The organism is Microbispora sp. NPDC049125 (genome assembly GCF_040802045.1).
Classification (GTDB): domain Bacteria; phylum Actinomycetota; class Actinomycetes; order Streptosporangiales; family Streptosporangiaceae; genus Microbispora.
The window spans coordinates 47,561-65,257 of the sequence record NZ_JBEZDW010000045.1 but is presented as its reverse complement, the minus strand read 5'-3'; the positions used below and the strand labels follow the sequence as shown (position 1 = coordinate 65,257).

The following is a 17,697-nucleotide window of genomic DNA, read 5'->3' as shown; positions in this document are numbered from 1 at the left end:
TGCCGAACTGGGCCGTCTCCGCCGTGAACCGGTCTCCCGTGAGCTGCATCCCGTCGCCGGAGTCACCCGCGAACCGGATGATCACGCGGTCGAGCCGCTGAACCTGCTTGATCAAGGAGACTCCCCTAGTGCCGGACCAGAGAGGGCCGGGATGCGGACGGCGTGAGCTGCGACGGCACCGGTGAGGTGACGACGGTCGAGCGGAGGATCATGGTCATGCGCCGCGACGCGTCCCCGAACACGGTCTCCAGGTCGTGGCCGGCCGACACGGCCTTGGCCCCGGCGAGCGCGGACAGCTCGGCGGCCAGGATACGCAGGACCTCGGGGCTGACCAGCATCCCGCTGTGCGTCGCGGACACCTCGCGATGCCGCGCGTACGGGTCGGCCGAGCAGCGCCACGGCACCACCTGGTCGGTCAGCGAGTAGATGGACAGGAACCGGTGCGCCGGCAGCGGGTTGGCGAGCTGCGTCCGCAGCGTGCGGCAGCACTCCCCGACGAGGCAGCCCCAGCTGATCAGGCCCGGCACGCCGGCGCTGCCGGCCGTCCCCAGCAACAGCAGCTGGGCGACGATCCACCGGTTCGCCGCCACCAGGTCGGTGAGCGGGCTGCCCATCGTGATGAGGCCGGTCACCAGGTGCGGGCGCCGTACGGCGGCGATGCGGGCGAACTGGCCGCCCCGGCTGTGCGCGAGGAGAACGGCGGGACGGCCGAACTGGTAGGTGGCCCTGGTGAGGCAGTCGATGACCCGCACCGCCGTCCGCTCGCCGCAGTCGAGACCGTAGCCGACGGGGGCGATCACCGGTTCGCAGCCGGCCCGGCGCAGCCAGCGGCGCAGCGGCTCGAACATGATGGGGGTGCTGCCCAGCCCTCCCACGATGACCACGGGCAGGCCACCGCCGTCGAGCGGAGGGGAAAGGTAGTCGGGGTCGTCACAGAGATCCACCCAGCCGTTCAGCAGCCGCTCGGCCGCCGCGGGCCTGGTGAGGTGAACGGCGGTCCGCTGCGCCGCGCGCAGGCCCTCGACGACCTGCTCGCGTACGGCGGAGCCGTACCCGGTGATCCTGTCGTGCGCCGGGGAGACGAGCCGGCCCAGAAGATCGGTCACCATCACACCGGCTCCCTCGAACCGGCGACGGACGTCAGCTCGCCGTCCCGCTCGGACGAGTCGAGGCGGAGCAGCAGCGCCAGGCAGATGTCGATCGGGGACCGGATCGGGATGTCGGGAACGGGGATCTCCATCGGGTTCTCCTCAGAATGACGGTGTTCTTTCCGTCGGCGACGCTTTCTGCCGTCGTACGGCACGCAAGGTCAAAATCAGCACGAAAATCACCATTATGGCCACGGAGATGAACGCGATGGAGCTCGCGTAGCTCTCGTAGGCGTTTCCCGCCACGTAACCGACGGTCATAAGCGTGGCGGCCCACAGGAGGCCGCCGAGGCCGTTGAGAACGGCGAAACTACGGAAGGGACGCTGGGAGATTCCGGCGAGCATGGGGACGGTCGCCCGCAGGAAGGCGGTCCACCGGCCCACGAAGATCGCCCATCCGCCGCGCTCCCGCAGGTACGTCCGGGCGGCCTCGATGCGATCGCCGCGGCGGCGCGCGAACCGGGTGGCGAGGATGTGCGGCCCCCACCGGCGGCCGAGCGCGTACCCGGTCACGTCACCGAGGAAGGTGCAGGTCGCGGCCACGGCGAAGACGATCGGCAGGGACACCGCGCCCTGGCTCGCCAGGATGCCGGCGAGGAGGACGGCGGTCTCTCCCGGGAGGACGAAGCCCACCAGGATCGCCGCCTCGCAGTAGGTCAGCACGCCGACGAGCAGGTAGGCGGGCGTGCCCTGCAGACGGAGAAGCAGATCCATGAACCAGCTGAGCGGATTCGTCATGCCGTCATGGTTCGGCATTTCCCGCAGACCCGCCACCCCGGCCTTAGTGACGCTTTATCTGCCCGTTAGCGGGCCTCGATGGAAACGCCATGATTTCACGGTGATATCACGATCTGGTGGAATAGGCGGCAAGGAGGATGAGGCGATGTTGTATTCGGTTCTCGGCCCTCTCAGGGTCATCGACGAGGGCACGGCCCGCACCCCTTCCGCGGGCAAGGTCAGAGTCTTGCTCGCCACGTTGCTGATGCATGTGGGAGATGTCGTTTCCACCACGGAGCTGATGGAGGAGATATGGGGCTCCGCTCCGCCGCGCCGTGCCGACGCCGCCATACATGTGTACGTCTCGCACGCGCGCAAGCTGTTGAACGCCACGACGCGGGGCAGGTCCGACCGCATCGTCACGCGGGCGCCCGGATACCTGCTGGAGCTCGGTGACGATCAGCTTGATTCCTCCGCCTTCGAGAGGGCCTTCGACGAGGGCAGGGCGCAGTTCGACCAGAGGCGGTACTTCGACGCCTCCGACACCTTCGGGTGCGCGCTGGGCATGTGGGGAGGCTCCGTGCTCACCAACGTGGAGATGGGCCCGTCGCTCCGGGTGCGGACGATCCGCCTGGAGGAGATGCGGCTCATCGCGCTGGAGCTGAAGATGAACGCCGACCTCGCGCTGGGACGGCACCAGGAGGTCTCCCGGCAGCTGGCCGGGCTGACCAGGGAGCATCCGATGCGGGAGGCGTTCCACGGGCAGTTCATGCTGGCCCTGTACCGCTCGCAGCGGCAGGCGGAGGCGCTGCGCGTGTACCTGCGGCTGCGCACCACCCTGCGGGAGGAGCTGGGGCTGGAGCCGTGCCGCCCGGTGCAGGAGCTTCAGCAGGCGATACTCAAGGCCGATCCGCGGCTGGAGCTTCAACTCGTGCCGACGGGGTGAGCCCCCACAGGAGCCGCCGTACGCCGGTCACGAAGTCATCCGGGGCGTCTTTCACGAAGAAGTGACCGCCCCGGACCATCGTGCAGGTGAACTCGGCCGCCGTGTGCCGCTCCCACGCCAGCAGGTCGGCCGCCGACACCAGGACGTCCTCGTCCGCGCCGAAGACGTGCACCGGGCAGGGCAGCACCGGTTCGCCGGCGTGGACGTGGCTGCCGCACAGGGCGATGTCGTCGCGGACGATCGGCAGGAACGCCCGGACCCACTCGGGCCGCTCCCGCAGCTGCTCGGGCAGCCCACCGAACGACAGCAGCAGCTCTCCCAGCGCGGCGTCGGGCACGTCGTCGACGTCGGCGAGCGGCGCCGGAAGGTGGGGCGCCGCGTACGCGGCGACGACGAGCGCCTCCGGCGCGCGCAGCCCGGCCGCGATCCGCCACTGCGCCAGCCGGTACGCCACCAGGCCGCCCATGCTGTGGCCCAGCAGCACGTGCGGCTCGGCGAGCAGGTCGCCCACCTCGCCGGCCAGCCACTCGGTCAGCGCCTCGATGTTCCTCATCCGCGGCTCGCGGTGCCGCGCCTCCCTGCCGGGCAGGGACACCGCGTGGAAGTCGGCGTCCGGGCCGAGCGCCGTGCGCAGCGCGTGCAGGGACGCCGCCCCTCCGCCGGCGTGGTGGAAGCAGACCAGCCTCGGTGTCATGCCACTGCCCTCCTCATGAGTCTGCGCTGCGCGCGCATGCGCAGCAGCGAGCCGACGACCCACAGCCGGGTCCTGGCCAGGTGGTTCGGCGACCCGTGGACGTCGTCGAACTCGACGGCCCGGAACCGCGGCAGATGCCCGGCGAGCAGCCGGGGCTCGGACGCCGGAATGATCTCATCGCGGCGGCTGACCGCGTAGCGCACGGGGATGTCGATCCGGCCGAGCCGCGCGGGGGTCAGGGCCAGCGGGGACAGGTGCTCCCGGACGTCCCCCTCCGCCACCCGGGTGAGGTGGGTGAGCGTGCGCACGGTCGTCTGGGGAAGTCGCGCCCACACGCCCTCGTCGGCGAACAACGCCGAGACCGGCGCGCCGACGGTCACCAGGCCGCGCAGCCGGGGGTCGGTCAGCGACCAGTGCAGCGCCAGGTTGCCGCCGAAGCTCAGCGCGACGGCGTACGTCTCCTCGGTCCGCGCCCGCCCGGCGACCGCGTCGAGGATCGCCGGGAACATGCCGACGGCCTCGGGGCCGTACGTCAGGGGGTTCTCCCCGACGCCGGGCATCTCGGCGACGACGACGCTCATGCGCAACCGGGGCGCCGCCAGCAGGAAGGCGCCCCACTGCTCCTTGATGCTGACGATGCCGCCCGTGACCACCAGCAGCGGCCGGTCCCGGTCGAGCCCGGCCGCCCAGCAGCGCATGGTCCCGCCGGGCACGGGCACGTCGAGGGCCTCCACCCCGGGAGCGGTGGCGGCCCAGCGGCCGAACGCGGCCACGCATCTGGCCAGGGCCTCGGCCCGTTCGCCGCCGTCGACGTACGGGAATCGCGCGAGGTTGTAGCGGCGGCTCGCCTGCAGCGGGTCGGCGGCCCGGTCGCCCTCGGCGGCCCACACGAGCGGCCAGGACCCGGCGGACGGGCCGGTCTCGGCGGTCACGCGGGCCAGCACGGACGCGCACTCGGCGGGCCGGATGCCCTGGGCCCGCGCGTGCAGGAGGACGAGATCCTTCAGTTCGGTCAGGTAAGGGGTTCGCATGCTGGCGCCTCCGGGCCGACGGCGATGCTGACACAGTAGTAGTTCTCGATCATGAATGAGGTGAACGTCCACCCCTGGGAGGGGAACTCGGCGGACGCCCGCATGCCGTTCAGCCGGAAGGCGAGCTGCCGGAAGTCCAGGCGCAGGCCCTCGCCCGTGGCCTTCGCGTACGCCTCCTTGAGCGTCCACAGCCGCACCAGGCGGGCGTTGCGCCGGGGGAGGGGCACGCGGGCGAGGCGGCCGTTCTCCGACGGGTTGCAGGCCGCCTCGGCGATCCCGAGCGCCAGCAGCGGCCGGTCGAGGGCCTCCACGTCCACGCCGAGCACGCCGCCGCTCGCCACGCCGATGATCAGCAGGTCCTCGGTGTGGCTGAGGCTCACGTCCACGCTGCCTCCGGCGAGCATGGGTCGGCCGCGATGGTCGGCGACCAGCCTGACCTCGTCGGGCTCCTGCGCGAGCACCCGCGCCGTCACCTCCCGCAGCATGCGGCGGGAGGCGACGAGGCGGGTCTTCCTGGCCCGCTCACGCAGCCGGTGATAGCGGGCGACGTCGTGGCCGAGCAGGTGGGCCAGCTCGTCCTCGTCCAGGTCCGCGTACCAGGCGCGGGTACGGCCGAAGCCCAGGGCGACGCCGTTGGCCCTCAGATCACGCGCGAGCCGCTCCCACATGTCCTGCCGCGTGCCCGGTGTCAGAGGACCCCTCAGCTTCGGGGTCGATGAGCTCACTGAGGTCCTCCAGTGTGTGCTTGAGCCCGGCCAGGACGTCGGCGGCGAGGGCGCCGTCGAGGACACGGTGGTCGAACGTGAGGGACAGCGGCATCATGGGGGCCGCGACCACCGCGCCATCCCGCACCACCGGGGTGTCGAGGATCTGGCCGACGCCCAGCGTCACGGCGGTTCCCCCCGAGGAGAAGAACCGGCGTACCGGGCGGTGCCCGAGCGAGGTCACCGAGACCGTGCCGAGCACGAGGTGCCGTCTTGCGAGTGTGCTGCCGAGCGAGAACATCACCCGGCCGGCCAGGTAGGGGACGCGTTGCAGCATCCGGGCGCCGCGAAGCTCGGGAAGGGTGGCCGGGTCCTCGTCGCGGAAACGGTCCACGTCGTCCTGGATCTGGTCGAGCGTGCGCAGGTCCACCCGGGGCAGCACCGCCGACCGGACGGTCCGCACCTGGTTCAGGGTCTTGTCGAGGGTGAGCTTGGCGTGCACTCCGGCGGCCGCGGCCACCTTCGGCCGGTACGACCCGGCGAAGGCGCCGTTGGCCTCCGGGTACCGGGCCAGGACCACCCCGGCCGCGCGCAGCACGTAGGAGACGACCGAGTACCGCCGTCCGAGGGCGCGGTGCAGCAGCAGCGCGGTGCTGTCCACGTCCGTGTCGATGTACACCGGGCTCGCCTGGCCGGCGAACCGCAGGAAGTGCAGGGTGGGGCGGCGCTCCGGCGGGAGCGGCCGGACGAGGCCGCCCGTCACCGTCCCGTTCACGAGGCGCCCACCAACTCGTGGATGGTCGCGAGCCTGCGCGCCTCCATGACCTCGGCGACCGGCAGCCGCCGTCCGGACTCGCCCTCAAGGGCGGAGATCAGCTTCAGCAGGTACACCGAGTCCCAGCCGGGCAGCTCGTCGAAGTCGCGCACCAGATCGTCAGGACTGAAGGACAGCCCGACCTCCAGCCGTACGAGGTCCAGGAATTCCGTCTCGGTCATCGGTCTGTCCTTCCAGCCGCCAGTCCATGGTCACGTGGGGCGCGGGGTGTGGGTGGTCCGTCAGGTCGTGCTCGTAGGCGGCCTCGCCGTCGTCCCGCGGCGTGACGGGGGCGAAGCCGTGGTCCGGGTAAAGGTCCCGCACCTTGCCGTTGCGCGGGCTCGGCCGGAACCGTCCCCGTACGGCCCGCGCCCCGCCGTCACGGGCGTGGGCGACCAGCTCGTGCAGCACGGCCGACTCGATGCCCCGGCCGAGGACACGGCAGGACAGCACCATGTTGTCGACGACCAGCGCCGCCCCCTCCCACCGGGCGAACAGCGCGCCGACGAGGCCGTCCTCGCCGAACCGGTCCGCGGACCTGACGGCCAGCACGAGCCCGTCGGGGTCGGCCGCGCGGCGGGCGACGGCGGCCGGGTCCAGCCGCTCCGTCGTCAGGTTGAACTGGTTGGTCCGCTGGGTGAGCTGCGCCACCCGGGCGATGTCGGCCGGTCCCGGCCGCGTGACCGCGACCCGCACGCCCAGGCCGGCCAGGTAGTCGCCGGCGGACGAGACCTGGGAGCGGAAGCCGTCGCGTGCCGCCTCCGCCCGGTATCTGGCCGTCCGGGCGCGGTCGTCGCCGGTCACCTCGAACGTGGTGAACCAGCCGTCGGCCAGCAGCCGCTCCACGTGCAGCGCCGGCTCGGCGGCGTCGACGGCGACCACGGTGACCTCGGGCAGAGCCATCCGGACCAGGCCGCGCTCGGCGTGGTTGTCGTCCACGAAGACGAGGCTTTCCACGCCGATGCCGATCTGCCGGGCGATCGCCGCGACGCCCTCCGGTTTGGGGTTCCAGCTGGCGGAGACGCTGACGAAGTCGTCCGGTCTGAGCAGCAGGTCGGGATGGTCGCGCAGCGCCTCGCGCACGGCGGAGTCGTCGTTCTTGCTGCAGACGGCGAGCAGCGGGCCCTGGGCGGCCAGCTGCTTCACCACCCGCTGGAAGGACTGGTACGCCGCGCCCCGGTAGCCGCCCGCCATGGTGATCCCGGCCGGGCCGTCCTCGGCGAGAATGCCGTCCCACAGGGTGCCGTCGAGGTCGAGCACCAGGCATTTGGCGGTCTGCCCGCGCATGGCGCGGACCAGGTGGCCCACCTCCCGCGCGTACGAGGCGAGCAGCTCGTCGGACATGGCGGTGCCCGCGTACGCGGCGGTCCGCGGGTCGTTGAGCCGCGGTACGGAGCCCAGCAGCGGTTCGAGGTCGATCACCGTCACGTGGGGGTCGCGCAGGCCTAGCTCCAGCAGCCGGGTGTTGAACGCCCGCCAGGCGATGGCCAGCTCCGTGCGCGACCGGTGGTCCACCAGCTGCGCCGCCCGCTCCCGGGGCAGCGGGACGGTGTTCAGCACCAGCCGCCCGGTGCCCTGCACGCCCGCCAGCTCCTCCACCAGGGCGGCCACCTCACCGGCGGCGGCGGCCACGTCGGCGGCCGTCCACGGCGGCGGGACGCGGCCGAACACCACGTCGGCGTCCAGCACGCACAAGGTGACCTCGGGGGCGGCCCGGTAAAGCTCGCTCGACGGGTCGGACAGCTGGAGGGCGAACTGGCCGTGGCCGGTCAGGTGCGGCCGCAGCAGCAGCCCGTGGCGGGCGAGCTGGGCCGTCAGCGGCGCGACCAGGGTCTGCAGGGTGAAGCTGCCGGTGATCCCCACGGTGACGCACGGGGTGTCCGGGTGCTCGGCCAGCACGGCCTCGTGGCCGAGCCGGGCGAGCACGGTGCCGGCGCGCCGCAGCGCGGCCGGCGGCCATTCCCCGGTCTCCTCGTCCAGCGCCGCCAGCAGGCCGCGCACCTCCGGGTAGCGTTCCGCCAGCCGGCCGGACGCGTGCAGCGCGGCCAGCTCCTCTCCGGCCCTCCGGGCGCCTTCGGACATCACACCCCCTCCAGGGTGAAGCCGGCCTTGAGCCACTTGCTGGACTCGACCGCGACCGCCACGGCGCGCTCGCCGGGGCGCACCATCTCGGCGAGCCGGTCGAGCTGCAGGAACGGCAGCGCGTTGCCGTTGTTGCCGACCTCGGCGACCACGCTCACCTCCACGGTCCCGGGGAGGCCGAGCTCCTTGACGATGCGCGGCGTCATCACGCCGGACAGCTGCGGCGGCAGCAGGTACGAGATCGTCCCCGCGTCCCAGCCGGTCCGGTCCAGCAGCTCCCACAGGATCTCGCCGGCCATGACGGGCACGCGGGCCTCGATCGCCTTGTAGTCCTCCACCACCGGCTGCTCGCCGTCGGCCCGCCCGGCCGCGCCGTACCAGTTGATCACCTGGCCCGGCGGCCGGCCGAGGCCGGTGAAGCGGTTGAGGACGTGGCGTACGGCCAGTGCGCCGGGCGCCGGCTGAGCCGACAGCACCGCCGCGCCCGCGCCGTCGCCGAAGATGGCGTAGTTGACGAGCTCGCTGGGGGGCAGCTTGCCGAGGCCGCGCCGCAGGTCCATGTGCTTGGCGCAGACGTCACCGCCGATCACCAGGCCGAGCGGCCGGTCGGGGGACAGCAGTGCCATGGCGGTCTCCAGCGCCTGCACCGCGCCGGCGCACCCGGACTGGAGCTGGAACGTCGGCACCCGGTCGATGCCGAGGATGTCGGCCGCGAGGTTCACGGTGGCGGGCATCAGCGAGTCCGGGGAGGCCGTGCCGAGGACGACGAAGGACACCTCGTCCGGCTCGACGCCCGCCTTGGCGAGTGCCTGGCCCGCGGCCGTCGCGGCCAGCTCGGCCAGCCCGGTGCGCTGCTCGCCGGTCGCCAGGTCCACGGCGAAGTGGCGGGTTCTGGTGCCGATGAACCGCTCGATCCACTCGGCGTTGACGGGGAAGTGCCGGGCCAGTTCGGCGTTGTCGACGGGCGGGCCGGGCAGTGCCGACCCGGTGCCGACCACATAGGCGTCGGACGCGGTCATGGGGGGCTCCTCTCAGGCGACTTCGGCGGGGTCGCGGACCAACGCGAGCAGGTCGGCGACCGTCGCCACCTGGGGGACCACCTCGGCCACCGGGATGCGGCCCAGGGCCGGGAACCCGGCTTTCAGCTGGTCCATGAGCTGCATCAAGATGACCGAGTCGTAGCCCAGGTCCTCCTGCAGCCGCGCTTCAAGCCGGATCTCGGCCGGCGCGTACCCGCCGACGGCCGCGATCGCGGCGATCACGGGATCGTGCCCCACCTCGACGGCGGCGGCGGTCACGGGGGCCGCCGCGCCGGCGGCGGGCTCGCCGGGCCGGGTGTGGCGGACGACGGTGGCGACCGCGCCGTCCACCCAGAAGCGGCCGGCTGTCGCGAACTCGTAGACGGGCAGCCGCCGGGGGACCCGCTGCCCGTCGCTGTAGAGCACCGGCCAGCGGGGCTCCACGCCGTCCAGGTAGAGGGCGGCGATCGTCTCGGCCAGCTCCGCACCGGTCGCGGCCGGCCCCGGGCACGGCACGAGCCCCCGTACGGAGGCCGGGGCGGCGCCGGCCCGCCGGGCCAGCGGCAGCAGCACCGGCCGGGGGCCGACCTCGACGAGGTGAGTCGGCTCGCCGGCCAGCGCGACGGCCAGCGCGTCGCCGAAGCGGACGGTCCCCTCGATGTGCTCGGTCCAGTAGGCGCCGTCCATCGGCTCGCCGTCGAGCCGGCGTCCGCGCAGGGTCGAGATGACCGGCACGCTCGGAGTGCGGGCGGTGACAGTGGCGGCCGCCTCGCCGAACGCCTCCAGCACCGGCCGCATCAGTGGCGAGTGGAACGCGTGGGACACGGTGAGCCGGGTGACCCTGGCCCCGCCGGCGGCCAGCCGGTCGCCGATCGCGGCCACGGCCGCGGAGTCGCCCGAGACCACGACGTCCCCCGGGCCGTTGACGGCGGCCAGGCTGACGTCGGCGCAGGCGTCGACGAGGGGCCGGACGTCCTCGACCGCGGCCTTGACCGCGATCATGGAGCCGGATCGGGGGAGCTCGCGCATCAGGGCTCCCCGGAGGACGATGAGCCGGGCCGCGTCCTCCAGGTCGAGCGCCCCGGCCAGGCAGGCCGCGGCGTACTCGCCGACGCTGTGCCCCAGCATGAACGCCGGCCGTACGCCGAGGTCGAGGAGGGCGCCGCCCATGGCGTACTCCACGGCGAACAGGGCGGGCTGGGCCAGCCCGGTGTCGTGGATCTCCTCGCCTCCGGCGAACAGGGCGTCCACGAGCGAGTACCCGAGGTGTGGGCGCAGCGCCTGGTCCACGGCGTCCAGCCGCTCCCGGTACGGTGGGGACGCCTCGTACAGTCTCCGGGTCATCGCCGGATACTGGGAGCCCTGACCGGTGAACAGCATGCCCGTCCGCGGCCTGGCGCCCGCCCGGCCGGTGGCCGCCTCGAACGCCGCGTCGTCCGACAGCGCCCGTGACAGCAGTCCTGTGATCGTGGCCCGGTCCCTCCCGGCCACGGCGAGCCGGTGGCGCAGCGACGCCTTGACGCGGTTGCTGCTGAAGCACACCTGGCTGAGCTGGGCGTCCGCGGTGGCGCCGAGGGTGCCCAGCAGTGCGGCGGCGTTGCGGCGCAGCGCCTCGGGGGACGCGGCCGACACGGTGAGCACCCCCGCCTCGCCGTCCCGCGCCGGCCACCGGGTGGGGGGCGCGGAGCCGAGGACCACGTGCACGTTCGTGCCGCCGAGACCGAAGGAGCTGACCCCCGCGAGCACCCGGCCCCGGGGAAGCTGCACCGGGGCCTTGGCCAGGCGCAGGCCGTTCTCGCGCAGCTTGAGCCGGGGATTCTCCTCGCGGCTGTGCCGGGTGGGCGGCACCGTCCGCTTGCTCATCGCCAGTGAGGTCTTGATCAGGGCGGCGATCCCGGCCGCGCCCTCGGTGTGCCCGAGGTTCCCCTTCACCGAGCCCAGCCAGCACGGCTCGTCCCGGCCCTGGCCGTGGAGCTCGCCGAGGGCGTTCACCTCGATCATGTCCCCGAGGATGGTCCCGGTGCCGTGCGCCTCCACGAACGTCAGATCGCGGGCGGCCACCCCGGCCCGCTCCAGGGCGCGCGCCATGACCTCCCGCTGCGACCAGCGGTTGGGCGCGGTGATGCCGTTGCTGCGGCCGTCCTGGTTGGCGGCGCTGCCCTCGATGACGGCGTAGACCGGCTGCCGGTCCGCCATCGCGTCCTCCAGCCTGCGCAGCACGACGACGCCGACGCCCTCACCGCGGCCGATGCCGTCGGCGGCGGCCGCGAACGGCTTGCAGCGCCCGTCGGGGGCCGACAGCCCTGCCTGCGTGTAGAAGATCGACAGGGCGGGCGTCAGCATGAGGTTGACCCCGGCTACCACGACCAGGTCGCACTCGCCGCTGACCAGCGCGGACACGCCGAGGTGGGTGGCCATCAGGGACGAGGAGCACGCGGTGTCGACCGCGATGCTCGGCCCCTTGAGGTCCAGGTGGTAGGAGACCCGGTTGGCCACCATGCAGTACCCGTTGCCCGAGCCGCGCTGGGGCGTCAGCCCTTCGAAGTCGAGCATGTGCAGGTTGCCCCACTCGCTCGACATCAGGCCCACGAACACCCCCGTGCGGCTGCCGGCCAGCGAGCGGGGGTCGATCGTCGCGTCCTCGATGGCCCGCCACACGGTCTGCAGCACCAGGCGCTGCTGTGGGTCGAGCGCCGCGGCCTCCTTGGGGGAGATGCCGAAGAACTCGTGGTCGAAGGCCTCGGCGTCCTCGATGAACCCGCCCAGCCGTGAGTTGGCGGTGCCGGGGCGGCCGTCCTCCGAGACGTACCGCTCGACGTCCCAGCGCTGCGGGGGCACCGGCCCGATGCCCTCCTCGCCGCGGCGCAGCAGCTCCCAGAACTGCTCCGGGTCGCCCGCTCCGGCGAAGCGGCAGTCGATGCCCACGATCGCCACGGGGGTCACGACGCCTCCCGGTTCTGCGTGGCCAGTTCCTCGCACAGATAGCCGGCGATGGCCACGATCGTGGGATAGTCCCAGGCCAGCGTGGGCTCGACCTCCAGGCCCAGCTCGTCCTCGATGTCCCCGAACAGGCTGAGCGCGTACACCGAGTCCATGCCGTACTCGGCCAGGGGAGTGGTGGGGTCGATCGCCTCCGGCGCGATGGCGAGGTACATGGCGATCTTCTCGGTGAGCCACAGCTCAAGACCGGCCTGGTCGAACATCGTTCTCATATCGAATCTCCTCAGGAAAGCGGGCGCGAAACCGGTTCGACGTCGGCGCAGAAGCCGAGACCCGCGTCGGCCCGGCGGAGCAGTTCGGTGAACAGTGGTGCGGTCATGTCCCGGCCGTGCGCCTCGGGCGAGTGCGGGCGTGAGGTGTTCGCCCGGGCCAGCCGGACGGCGAGCCGGGACAGCGCGGCGCGCAGCCAGTCGTCGCCACCGAGGAACGGGTCGCCGTCGTGGTGCCGACGGGTGTTGAGGCAGGCCGATGCGGCGAGCAGCAGGGCGTACCGCTCGGTCAGGCGGAAGGCCGGCGCGGAGGCCTGGACGCCCCGCTCCGCCGGCGGCAGCGCGGCGATCTTGCGGGCCAGGTCGAACAGGTCGGCCCGGAAGATCCCGGCGAGCTCGCGCAGGTCGGGGCTGGTGCGGTCGTCGGCGGCCGCCAGCAGGCTGCCGATCAACGGGTCGTCGCCGTGCCCCATCATGCGCAGCGCGCCGAGGTCGAGAGGCGGCACGGGGTCGCCGCGCCGGAAGACGGCCGCCGGGGCCTCCGCCGAGGAGTGCGCCGCGCGGGCGACGCCGGGCAGCTGCGGCAGGATCGTCAGCTGGCACGCGGTCCCGCCGGCGTGCCCGATGCCGAGGACCGGCAGGTCCCGCGTGAGCTTGCTGAAGATGGCGTGCTCGCCCTCCCGCAGGTAGCCGCGCGCGCCCAGCACGACTCCGAGGGACCGCATCGCGTCCTCCAGGAGCAGCGGCACCAGGTATTTGACGGCCGCCGCGTACCGGCTGGCGTGGACCGGCAGCAGGTGCAGGGACCGGGCCACCGTCGTGACGAGGCAGTCGGCGGCCAGCAGGTCGGCGAAGACGCCGGCGAGCACGTCCCTGGCGTGCGGGATGTCGGCGACCGTCCGGCCGTACAGGTGGCGGCCGCGGGCGAAGCGCAGGACGCACGCGAGGGCCGCGTCCACCGCGCCGAGCCCCAGCCCGGCCGTGACGCACCGGCTGACCTGGAAGGACCGCAGCGCGGTCTCCGGGCCTTCGCCCAGCCCGCCCAGCAGGCCGGTCGCCGGGACCGGGCAGTCGTCGAACGCGAAGCCGCTGATGAGGCAGCCGCGCATGCCGCCGGTGCGGAATCGGGGGAGCACCTCCCACCGGTCCGCGGGCAGCGAGCCGGTCTCCACCAGCATGAGCGAGTGCGTGCGTCCCGGCCGGTCGCCGGTCCTGGCGAACAGCACGGCCCCGGCCGCGCGCGAGGCGTTGTTGATGACCTCCTTGCGCCCGCTGACCACGAACCGGTCGCCGTCGGGGCGGGCGGCCAGCTCGTTGCGCATGAGGTCGTTGCCGTGGGCCAGCTCGTGGTAGGCGACCGACAGCCTCTCGCCGCGCAGCAGCAGGTCGGCGACGCGGCGGCGCTGGAGGTCGTTGCCGGCGAGCCACACGTTGGCCGCCGCCATGAAGCTGGTCACCCCGTAGCCGAGCCCGAGGGCGGGGTCCCGGCGGAAGACCGGCCGCAGGCGGGTGATCAGGTCCTGGACGCGGTCGAGCCGCCCGCCGAGGGCGACCGGGACGAACTCGGCGTTCAGCCGCCACCCGTCCAGGACCCGCTCGGCCGCCGCGAGCGGCTCGCGGCGCTCGTCGGCCGCCAGCACGGCCGCGTGCCCGCACGGATTCCCCGCGTCGTACGGGTCGCCGAGGAGCTCCTCCAGGGTCGCCGCCGGCGCACCCGCGACCGTCGCCGTTGATCTCATGACGGAACCGCCTCTCCGGGGACCAGCGACACGGGCCGTCCGGTCCGCGCCTGTTCCAGCAGCCACCCGGCCAGCTCGGGGAAGGGGGGCTCGTCACCCGGGACGGGCTCGCCGAGGCCGTCCATGGCTCGGGTGAGCGCCGCGTGCAGCCATGCGCCGTCCCGCCAGAGGCCTTCCGTCCACGTCTCGCGGTTGCCGAGCCACAGCGCCACGGCGGCCGCTCCGGCGACGCAGAGGGTGAACCTGCCCGCCAGTTCGTACGCGCCGGGCGGGACGTCCATGCGGGACTGCTCCTGCCGGGCCATGGCCGCGTGGACCACGTCGGCCGCCGCGGTGAAGCGCGCCGCCAGATCGGCCACCGGCCGCAGCGCGGGCGTCGCCCGGGCCAGCGTGTCCAGCTCGTGCGCCGCGTGCGGCAGGGCCCTGAGCACGCTCAGCCCCCGGCGGGTGACCAGGGACAGCCGACCGGGTTCGAACCGCGGCAGCGGCGCGCTCAGGTCGCAGGCGACGCGCAGCCCCTCCGGCGGGGCCTCCAGCGGGGCCTGCGGCCCGTCCCGCCAGGCACGCGCCAGCCCGGGGAACTGGTTGATCAGGGCGTGCAGGTTCACCACGGTGTTGCCGTCGAACAGCGACACGATCCTGTTGTCCCGCTCAAGCTTCTCGAACCGGCCGCCCACGCCGAGGTCGAGCAGCAGCGAGCGCGCCCCGAGCAGCTTTCGGGCGCGGGCCACGAGCGTCTCGGTGAGCGTCGGCACCAGATACTTGACGCAGGCCGACAGCGCGGTCATCTCGCCCGTCAGCGTGTGGATCGAACGGGCGGCCACCAGTGCCAGGGCCTCACCGAGCAGATGGTCGGCGAGCAGCTCGCCGAGGGTGTGCGCCGCGTACGGCAGATCGGCCAGCCGCCTGCCGTACAGGTGGCGGTCGTCGGCGAAACCGGCGGCGAGCCGCAGCGCGTGGTCGGCCGCGCCGAGCGACAGGGCGGCGCAGAGCGTCCGGGTCAGCTGCAGGCCCTTGAGCACGGTCTCGATTCCGCCGCCCTCGCGGCCGACCAGGGCGCCGGAGGGGACGGGCGCGCCGGCCAGCCGCAGGCCGCTGATGTCGGCTCCGCGGATGCCCAGGGTGGCGACCTTGGGCAGGCAGGTCACGGTGCCTTCTGGGAGCGTGCTCTTGTCGATCAGCAGCAGGCTGAACCCGCGCGCTCCGCCCTCGGGCCGGGTGCGGACCAGGGCGCACAGCACCTGCCCCCGCGTGGCGTTGTTGATCAGCCACTTCTCGCCGGTGACGCGGTAGCCGTCCTCGGTGGCCGTGGCGGTCATCTCGCCGGCGAGCAGGTCGCTGCCGTGGTCGCGCTCGGTCAGGCCCCAGGAGACGGGGACGCCCGAGATGATCGTCGCGCCCAGCGCGGCCGCCTGGGCGGCGTCGCCGGAGACCCAGACGGACACGGCGCCCAGGTAGGTCTTGCCGTGCCCGATGGCCACGGTGAGGTCCCGCCGGGCGACCGCGCGGGTCATCTGCAGGGCCTCGTCGTAGCGGGCGAGGTCGCCGCCGTGCTCGGCCGGGACGTAGTGGCGGGCCAGGCCGAACTCGTCCAGGTCCGCGCAGATCGCCGCTGGGAACAGCGATTCCTCGTCGAGCCGCACCGCGTCGGCGTACGTGAACGGGCCGGCCGTTCCCGCCGGGTCGCCGAGGTGGCGTTCGAGCCGCTCGGCGAGCGGGAACGGGCCCGCGGCGGGGGCCGCGGGAGCGCCCGGGACGCCGCCGGCCGCCGGGGCGTCGTGGGAGAGGGCCGGAGTCGGCGGCACCGCCGTCACCTCCCCACGGTGCCCGCGTCGGCGAACACGTCCTCGTCTCCGAGGGGGCGTACCTCGCCCGCCAGGTAGAGCTCGCGCATCCGGCCGCGCTGCACCTTGCCGCTGGTGGTCCGCTCCACCGTGCCGCGCGGGACCAGCAGCACCGCCGACAGCGGCACCTCGAACGTCGCGCGCACGTGCTCCATCACCTTGGCAGTGAGCGCCGAGACGCTGAGACCGCCCAGCGCCGCGACCTTGATCTCGTGGAGGAGCACCATCCGCTCCGGCTGGGTGCCCAGTGTGAAGGCGGCGCCGACGCCCTGGGCGAGCGCGGGGTGGAGCTGGCGGATCGCGTGCTCGATGTCCTGCGGGTAGAGGTTGCGGCCGTTGATGATCATCATTTCCTTGATGCGGCCGGTGACGTAGAGCTCTCCGTCGTAGACCGCGCCGAGGTCACCGGTCCGCAGGAAACCGCGCTCACCCTCGGCCGTGGTCGCGCGGAAGATCTCCTCGGTGAGCTCGACGTGGTTCCAGTAGCCCGCCGCCACGCTGCGGCTCCGCAGCCAGATCTCGCCGATCGTCCCCTCCGGAAGGGTCGAGCCGGTGCCGGGGGCGACGATCCTGACCTCCGCCCGGGAGGCCCTGCCGCTGCTGACGAGCGACCGCGCGGCCATGCCCTCCGGGGCGGGGCGCGTCTGGCCCGCCTCCAGGGCGGCGGGGTCGGCCGCCAGCTCCACCATCCCGCGCTGCCGGGGCGTCGCGGTGACGAACAGGGTCGACTCCGCCAGCCCGTAGCAGGGGGCGAGGGTCGTGGCGCGGAAACCCGCGGGCGCGAACCGTTCGGCGAACGCGTTCAGCGTCGCGGCCTGGATCGGCTCCGAGCCGTTCAGCGCGTACTCCCAGCTCGACAGGTCCAGCGTCGCGAGCTGGGCGTCGGTCACCCGCCTGGTCGCCAGGTCGTAGGCGAAGTTCGGGGCCGCGGAGTCGGTGGCCCCGTACCGCCCGAACGCCTCCAGCCAGCGCACCGGCCTCTTGAGGAAGCTCAGCGGCGACATGAAGTAGAGCGTCCCGCCCATGTAGATCGGGTGCAGGAACTGCCCGATCAGGCCCATGTCGTGGAAGTGCGGCAGCCAGCCGACGGCGCGCATCCCGGGCCGGCTGCCGATCCCGCTGTGGATCTCGCGCTGGTTGTCGATCAGGTTGCCGTGGGTGACGACCACGCCCTTCGGCTCGCTGGTCGAGCCCGAGGTGTACTGGAGGAAGGCGACGGTGGAGTCCTCGATCACGGGCATCCGCCACGCGGCCGGGTCGGCCAGCTCGCTGTCGTCGACGGACGCGCACGCCATCGCCGGAGCGGCGCCGGACTCGGCGACCCAGGCCTCCACGAGCGGGGCGAACGAGGTCTCGGTCAGCACGGCGGTCACACCGGCGTCCGTCACGATCCCGATCAGGCGGTCCAGGCTGCGGCGCAGCCCGTCGGGCGGCGGGGCGGGCACCGCGATCGCGCCGCCGTACAGGCAGCCGAAGAAGCCGATGAGGAAGGCGTTGCCCGGAAGGTTCATCAGCAGCACGCGATCGCCCGGCTCGATGCGGGCCTGCAGCCACGCACCCACGCGGCGGGCGCCCTCGTCCAGCTCGGCGTAGGTCAGCGGCACCTCGCCGGCGGGGCTGTCCGGGAGGAACACGGTGGCCGGCTGGTCACCTTGGTCGGCTGCCCGGTCGCGGAGGACTGCCACCATATTCGGCTGCTCGGCGTGATTGCGCTCAGACACGGCATTCCCTTCTTAGTGCTGATCAGAGC

General features: G+C 73.4%; 16 protein-coding genes. 1 reads left to right on the top strand and 15 read right to left on the bottom strand.

Annotated features, from left to right (window positions below):
* Nucleotides 1-125: 125 nt before the first annotated feature.
* Genes AB0B72_RS35005 through AB0B72_RS34995 form a run of 3 tightly spaced genes read right to left on the bottom strand, consistent with a single transcriptional unit; the run spans nucleotide 126 to nucleotide 1,886 of the window.
* Complete coding sequence (locus tag AB0B72_RS35005; RefSeq protein WP_367743746.1) at nucleotides 126-1,109, bottom strand: lipase family alpha/beta hydrolase; 984 nt, start codon at nucleotides 1,107-1,109, stop codon at nucleotides 126-128.
* Complete coding sequence (locus AB0B72_RS35000; protein WP_367743744.1) at nucleotides 1,109-1,240, bottom strand: hypothetical protein; 132 nt, start codon at nucleotides 1,238-1,240, stop codon at nucleotides 1,109-1,111. Before AB0B72_RS35000 ends, AB0B72_RS35005 begins: the two co-directional genes overlap by 1 nt.
* Nucleotides 1,241-1,250: 10 nt before the next feature.
* On the bottom strand, nucleotides 1,251-1,886 hold the full coding sequence (locus AB0B72_RS34995; RefSeq protein WP_367743743.1) for a DedA family protein: 636 nt from the start codon (nucleotides 1,884-1,886) through the stop codon (nucleotides 1,251-1,253).
* Between the two features lie 145 nt (nucleotides 1,887-2,031).
* Here AB0B72_RS34995 and AB0B72_RS34990 point away from each other — a divergent pair, with 145 nt between their 5' ends.
* Entirely contained in the window at nucleotides 2,032-2,811 is a 780-nt protein-coding gene (locus tag AB0B72_RS34990) for a BTAD domain-containing putative transcriptional regulator (protein ID WP_367743742.1), read from the top strand.
* Here the strand turns inward: AB0B72_RS34990 and AB0B72_RS34985 are convergent.
* Genes AB0B72_RS34985 through AB0B72_RS34930 form a run of 12 tightly spaced genes read right to left on the bottom strand, consistent with a single transcriptional unit; the run spans nucleotide 2,765 to nucleotide 17,668 of the window.
* Nucleotides 2,765-3,505, bottom strand: coding sequence for a thioesterase II family protein (locus AB0B72_RS34985; RefSeq protein WP_367743740.1), 741 nt, complete (start codon nucleotides 3,503-3,505; stop codon nucleotides 2,765-2,767). The two genes, AB0B72_RS34990 and AB0B72_RS34985, sit on opposite strands and share 47 nt — an antisense overlap.
* Complete coding sequence (locus AB0B72_RS34980) at nucleotides 3,502-4,536, bottom strand: alpha/beta fold hydrolase (RefSeq protein ID WP_367743739.1); 1,035 nt, start codon at nucleotides 4,534-4,536, stop codon at nucleotides 3,502-3,504. The genes AB0B72_RS34985 and AB0B72_RS34980 overlap by 4 nt, the downstream gene beginning before the upstream one ends.
* Nucleotides 4,518-5,204, bottom strand: coding sequence for a 4'-phosphopantetheinyl transferase superfamily protein (locus AB0B72_RS34975; protein ID WP_367743737.1), 687 nt, complete (start codon nucleotides 5,202-5,204; stop codon nucleotides 4,518-4,520). Before AB0B72_RS34975 ends, AB0B72_RS34980 begins: the two co-directional genes overlap by 19 nt.
* Entirely contained in the window at nucleotides 5,182-6,015 is an 834-nt protein-coding gene (locus tag AB0B72_RS34970) for a 2-oxo acid dehydrogenase subunit E2 (protein WP_367743736.1), read from the bottom strand. The genes AB0B72_RS34975 and AB0B72_RS34970 overlap by 23 nt, the downstream gene beginning before the upstream one ends.
* A complete protein-coding gene (locus AB0B72_RS34965) occupies nucleotides 6,012-6,236 on the bottom strand; it encodes a hypothetical protein (RefSeq protein ID WP_367743735.1) in 225 nt (74 codons plus the stop codon). The genes AB0B72_RS34970 and AB0B72_RS34965 overlap by 4 nt, the downstream gene beginning before the upstream one ends.
* Nucleotides 6,175-8,136, bottom strand: a complete 1,962-nt coding sequence (locus AB0B72_RS34960; RefSeq protein ID WP_367743734.1) for an HAD-IIIC family phosphatase — start codon at nucleotides 8,134-8,136, stop codon at nucleotides 6,175-6,177. Before AB0B72_RS34960 ends, AB0B72_RS34965 begins: the two co-directional genes overlap by 62 nt.
* A complete protein-coding gene (locus AB0B72_RS34955) occupies nucleotides 8,136-9,155 on the bottom strand; it encodes a 3-oxoacyl-ACP synthase III family protein (RefSeq protein ID WP_367743732.1) in 1,020 nt (339 codons plus the stop codon). Before AB0B72_RS34955 ends, AB0B72_RS34960 begins: the two co-directional genes overlap by 1 nt.
* 12 nt (nucleotides 9,156-9,167) lie before the next feature.
* Entirely contained in the window at nucleotides 9,168-12,098 is a 2,931-nt protein-coding gene (locus tag AB0B72_RS34950) for a type I polyketide synthase (RefSeq protein WP_367743731.1), read from the bottom strand.
* On the bottom strand, nucleotides 12,095-12,367 hold the full coding sequence (locus AB0B72_RS34945) for an acyl carrier protein (protein ID WP_367743730.1): 273 nt from the start codon (nucleotides 12,365-12,367) through the stop codon (nucleotides 12,095-12,097). The genes AB0B72_RS34950 and AB0B72_RS34945 overlap by 4 nt, the downstream gene beginning before the upstream one ends.
* A gap of 11 nt (nucleotides 12,368-12,378) precedes the next feature.
* Nucleotides 12,379-14,103, bottom strand: coding sequence for an acyl-CoA dehydrogenase (locus AB0B72_RS34940; RefSeq protein ID WP_367743728.1), 1,725 nt, complete (start codon nucleotides 14,101-14,103; stop codon nucleotides 12,379-12,381).
* Nucleotides 14,100-15,917 carry an acyl-CoA dehydrogenase family protein gene (locus AB0B72_RS34935; RefSeq protein WP_367743727.1) on the bottom strand — a complete coding sequence of 606 codons (1,818 nt, stop codon included), beginning with the start codon at nucleotides 15,915-15,917 and terminating at the stop codon, nucleotides 14,100-14,102. Before AB0B72_RS34935 ends, AB0B72_RS34940 begins: the two co-directional genes overlap by 4 nt.
* Nucleotides 15,914-17,668: a fatty acyl-AMP ligase gene (locus AB0B72_RS34930; RefSeq protein ID WP_367743725.1), complete on the bottom strand. Its 1,755-nt coding sequence runs from the start codon at nucleotides 17,666-17,668 to the stop codon at nucleotides 15,914-15,916. The genes AB0B72_RS34935 and AB0B72_RS34930 overlap by 4 nt, the downstream gene beginning before the upstream one ends.
* Nucleotides 17,669-17,697 lie beyond the last annotated feature (29 nt).

Bases quoted from the DNA above. Each gene is read 5' to 3' on its own strand.
- AB0B72_RS34990 (WP_367743742.1), top strand. From the start codon at position 2,032: ATGTTGTATTCGGTTCTCGGCCCTCTCAGGGTCATCGACGAGGGCACG.
- AB0B72_RS34995 (WP_367743743.1), bottom strand. From the start codon at position 1,886: ATGACGAATCCGCTCAGCTGGTTCATGGATCTGCTTCTCCGTCTGCAG.
- AB0B72_RS34960 (WP_367743734.1), bottom strand. From the start codon at position 8,136: ATGTCCGAAGGCGCCCGGAGGGCCGGAGAGGAGCTGGCCGCGCTGCAC.
- AB0B72_RS35000 (WP_367743744.1), bottom strand. From the start codon at position 1,240: ATGGAGATCCCCGTTCCCGACATCCCGATCCGGTCCCCGATCGACATC.
- AB0B72_RS34965 (WP_367743735.1), bottom strand. From the start codon at position 6,236: ATGACCGAGACGGAATTCCTGGACCTCGTACGGCTGGAGGTCGGGCTG.
- AB0B72_RS34945 (WP_367743730.1), bottom strand. From the start codon at position 12,367: ATGAGAACGATGTTCGACCAGGCCGGTCTTGAGCTGTGGCTCACCGAG.
- AB0B72_RS35005 (WP_367743746.1), bottom strand. From the start codon at position 1,109: ATGGTGACCGATCTTCTGGGCCGGCTCGTCTCCCCGGCGCACGACAGG.
- AB0B72_RS34940 (WP_367743728.1), bottom strand. From the start codon at position 14,103: ATGAGATCAACGGCGACGGTCGCGGGTGCGCCGGCGGCGACCCTGGAG.
- AB0B72_RS34955 (WP_367743732.1), bottom strand. From the start codon at position 9,155: ATGACCGCGTCCGACGCCTATGTGGTCGGCACCGGGTCGGCACTGCCC.
- AB0B72_RS34980 (WP_367743739.1), bottom strand. From the start codon at position 4,536: ATGCGAACCCCTTACCTGACCGAACTGAAGGATCTCGTCCTCCTGCAC.
- AB0B72_RS34975 (WP_367743737.1), bottom strand. From the start codon at position 5,204: ATGTGGGAGCGGCTCGCGCGTGATCTGAGGGCCAACGGCGTCGCCCTG.
- AB0B72_RS34985 (WP_367743740.1), bottom strand. From the start codon at position 3,505: ATGACACCGAGGCTGGTCTGCTTCCACCACGCCGGCGGAGGGGCGGCG.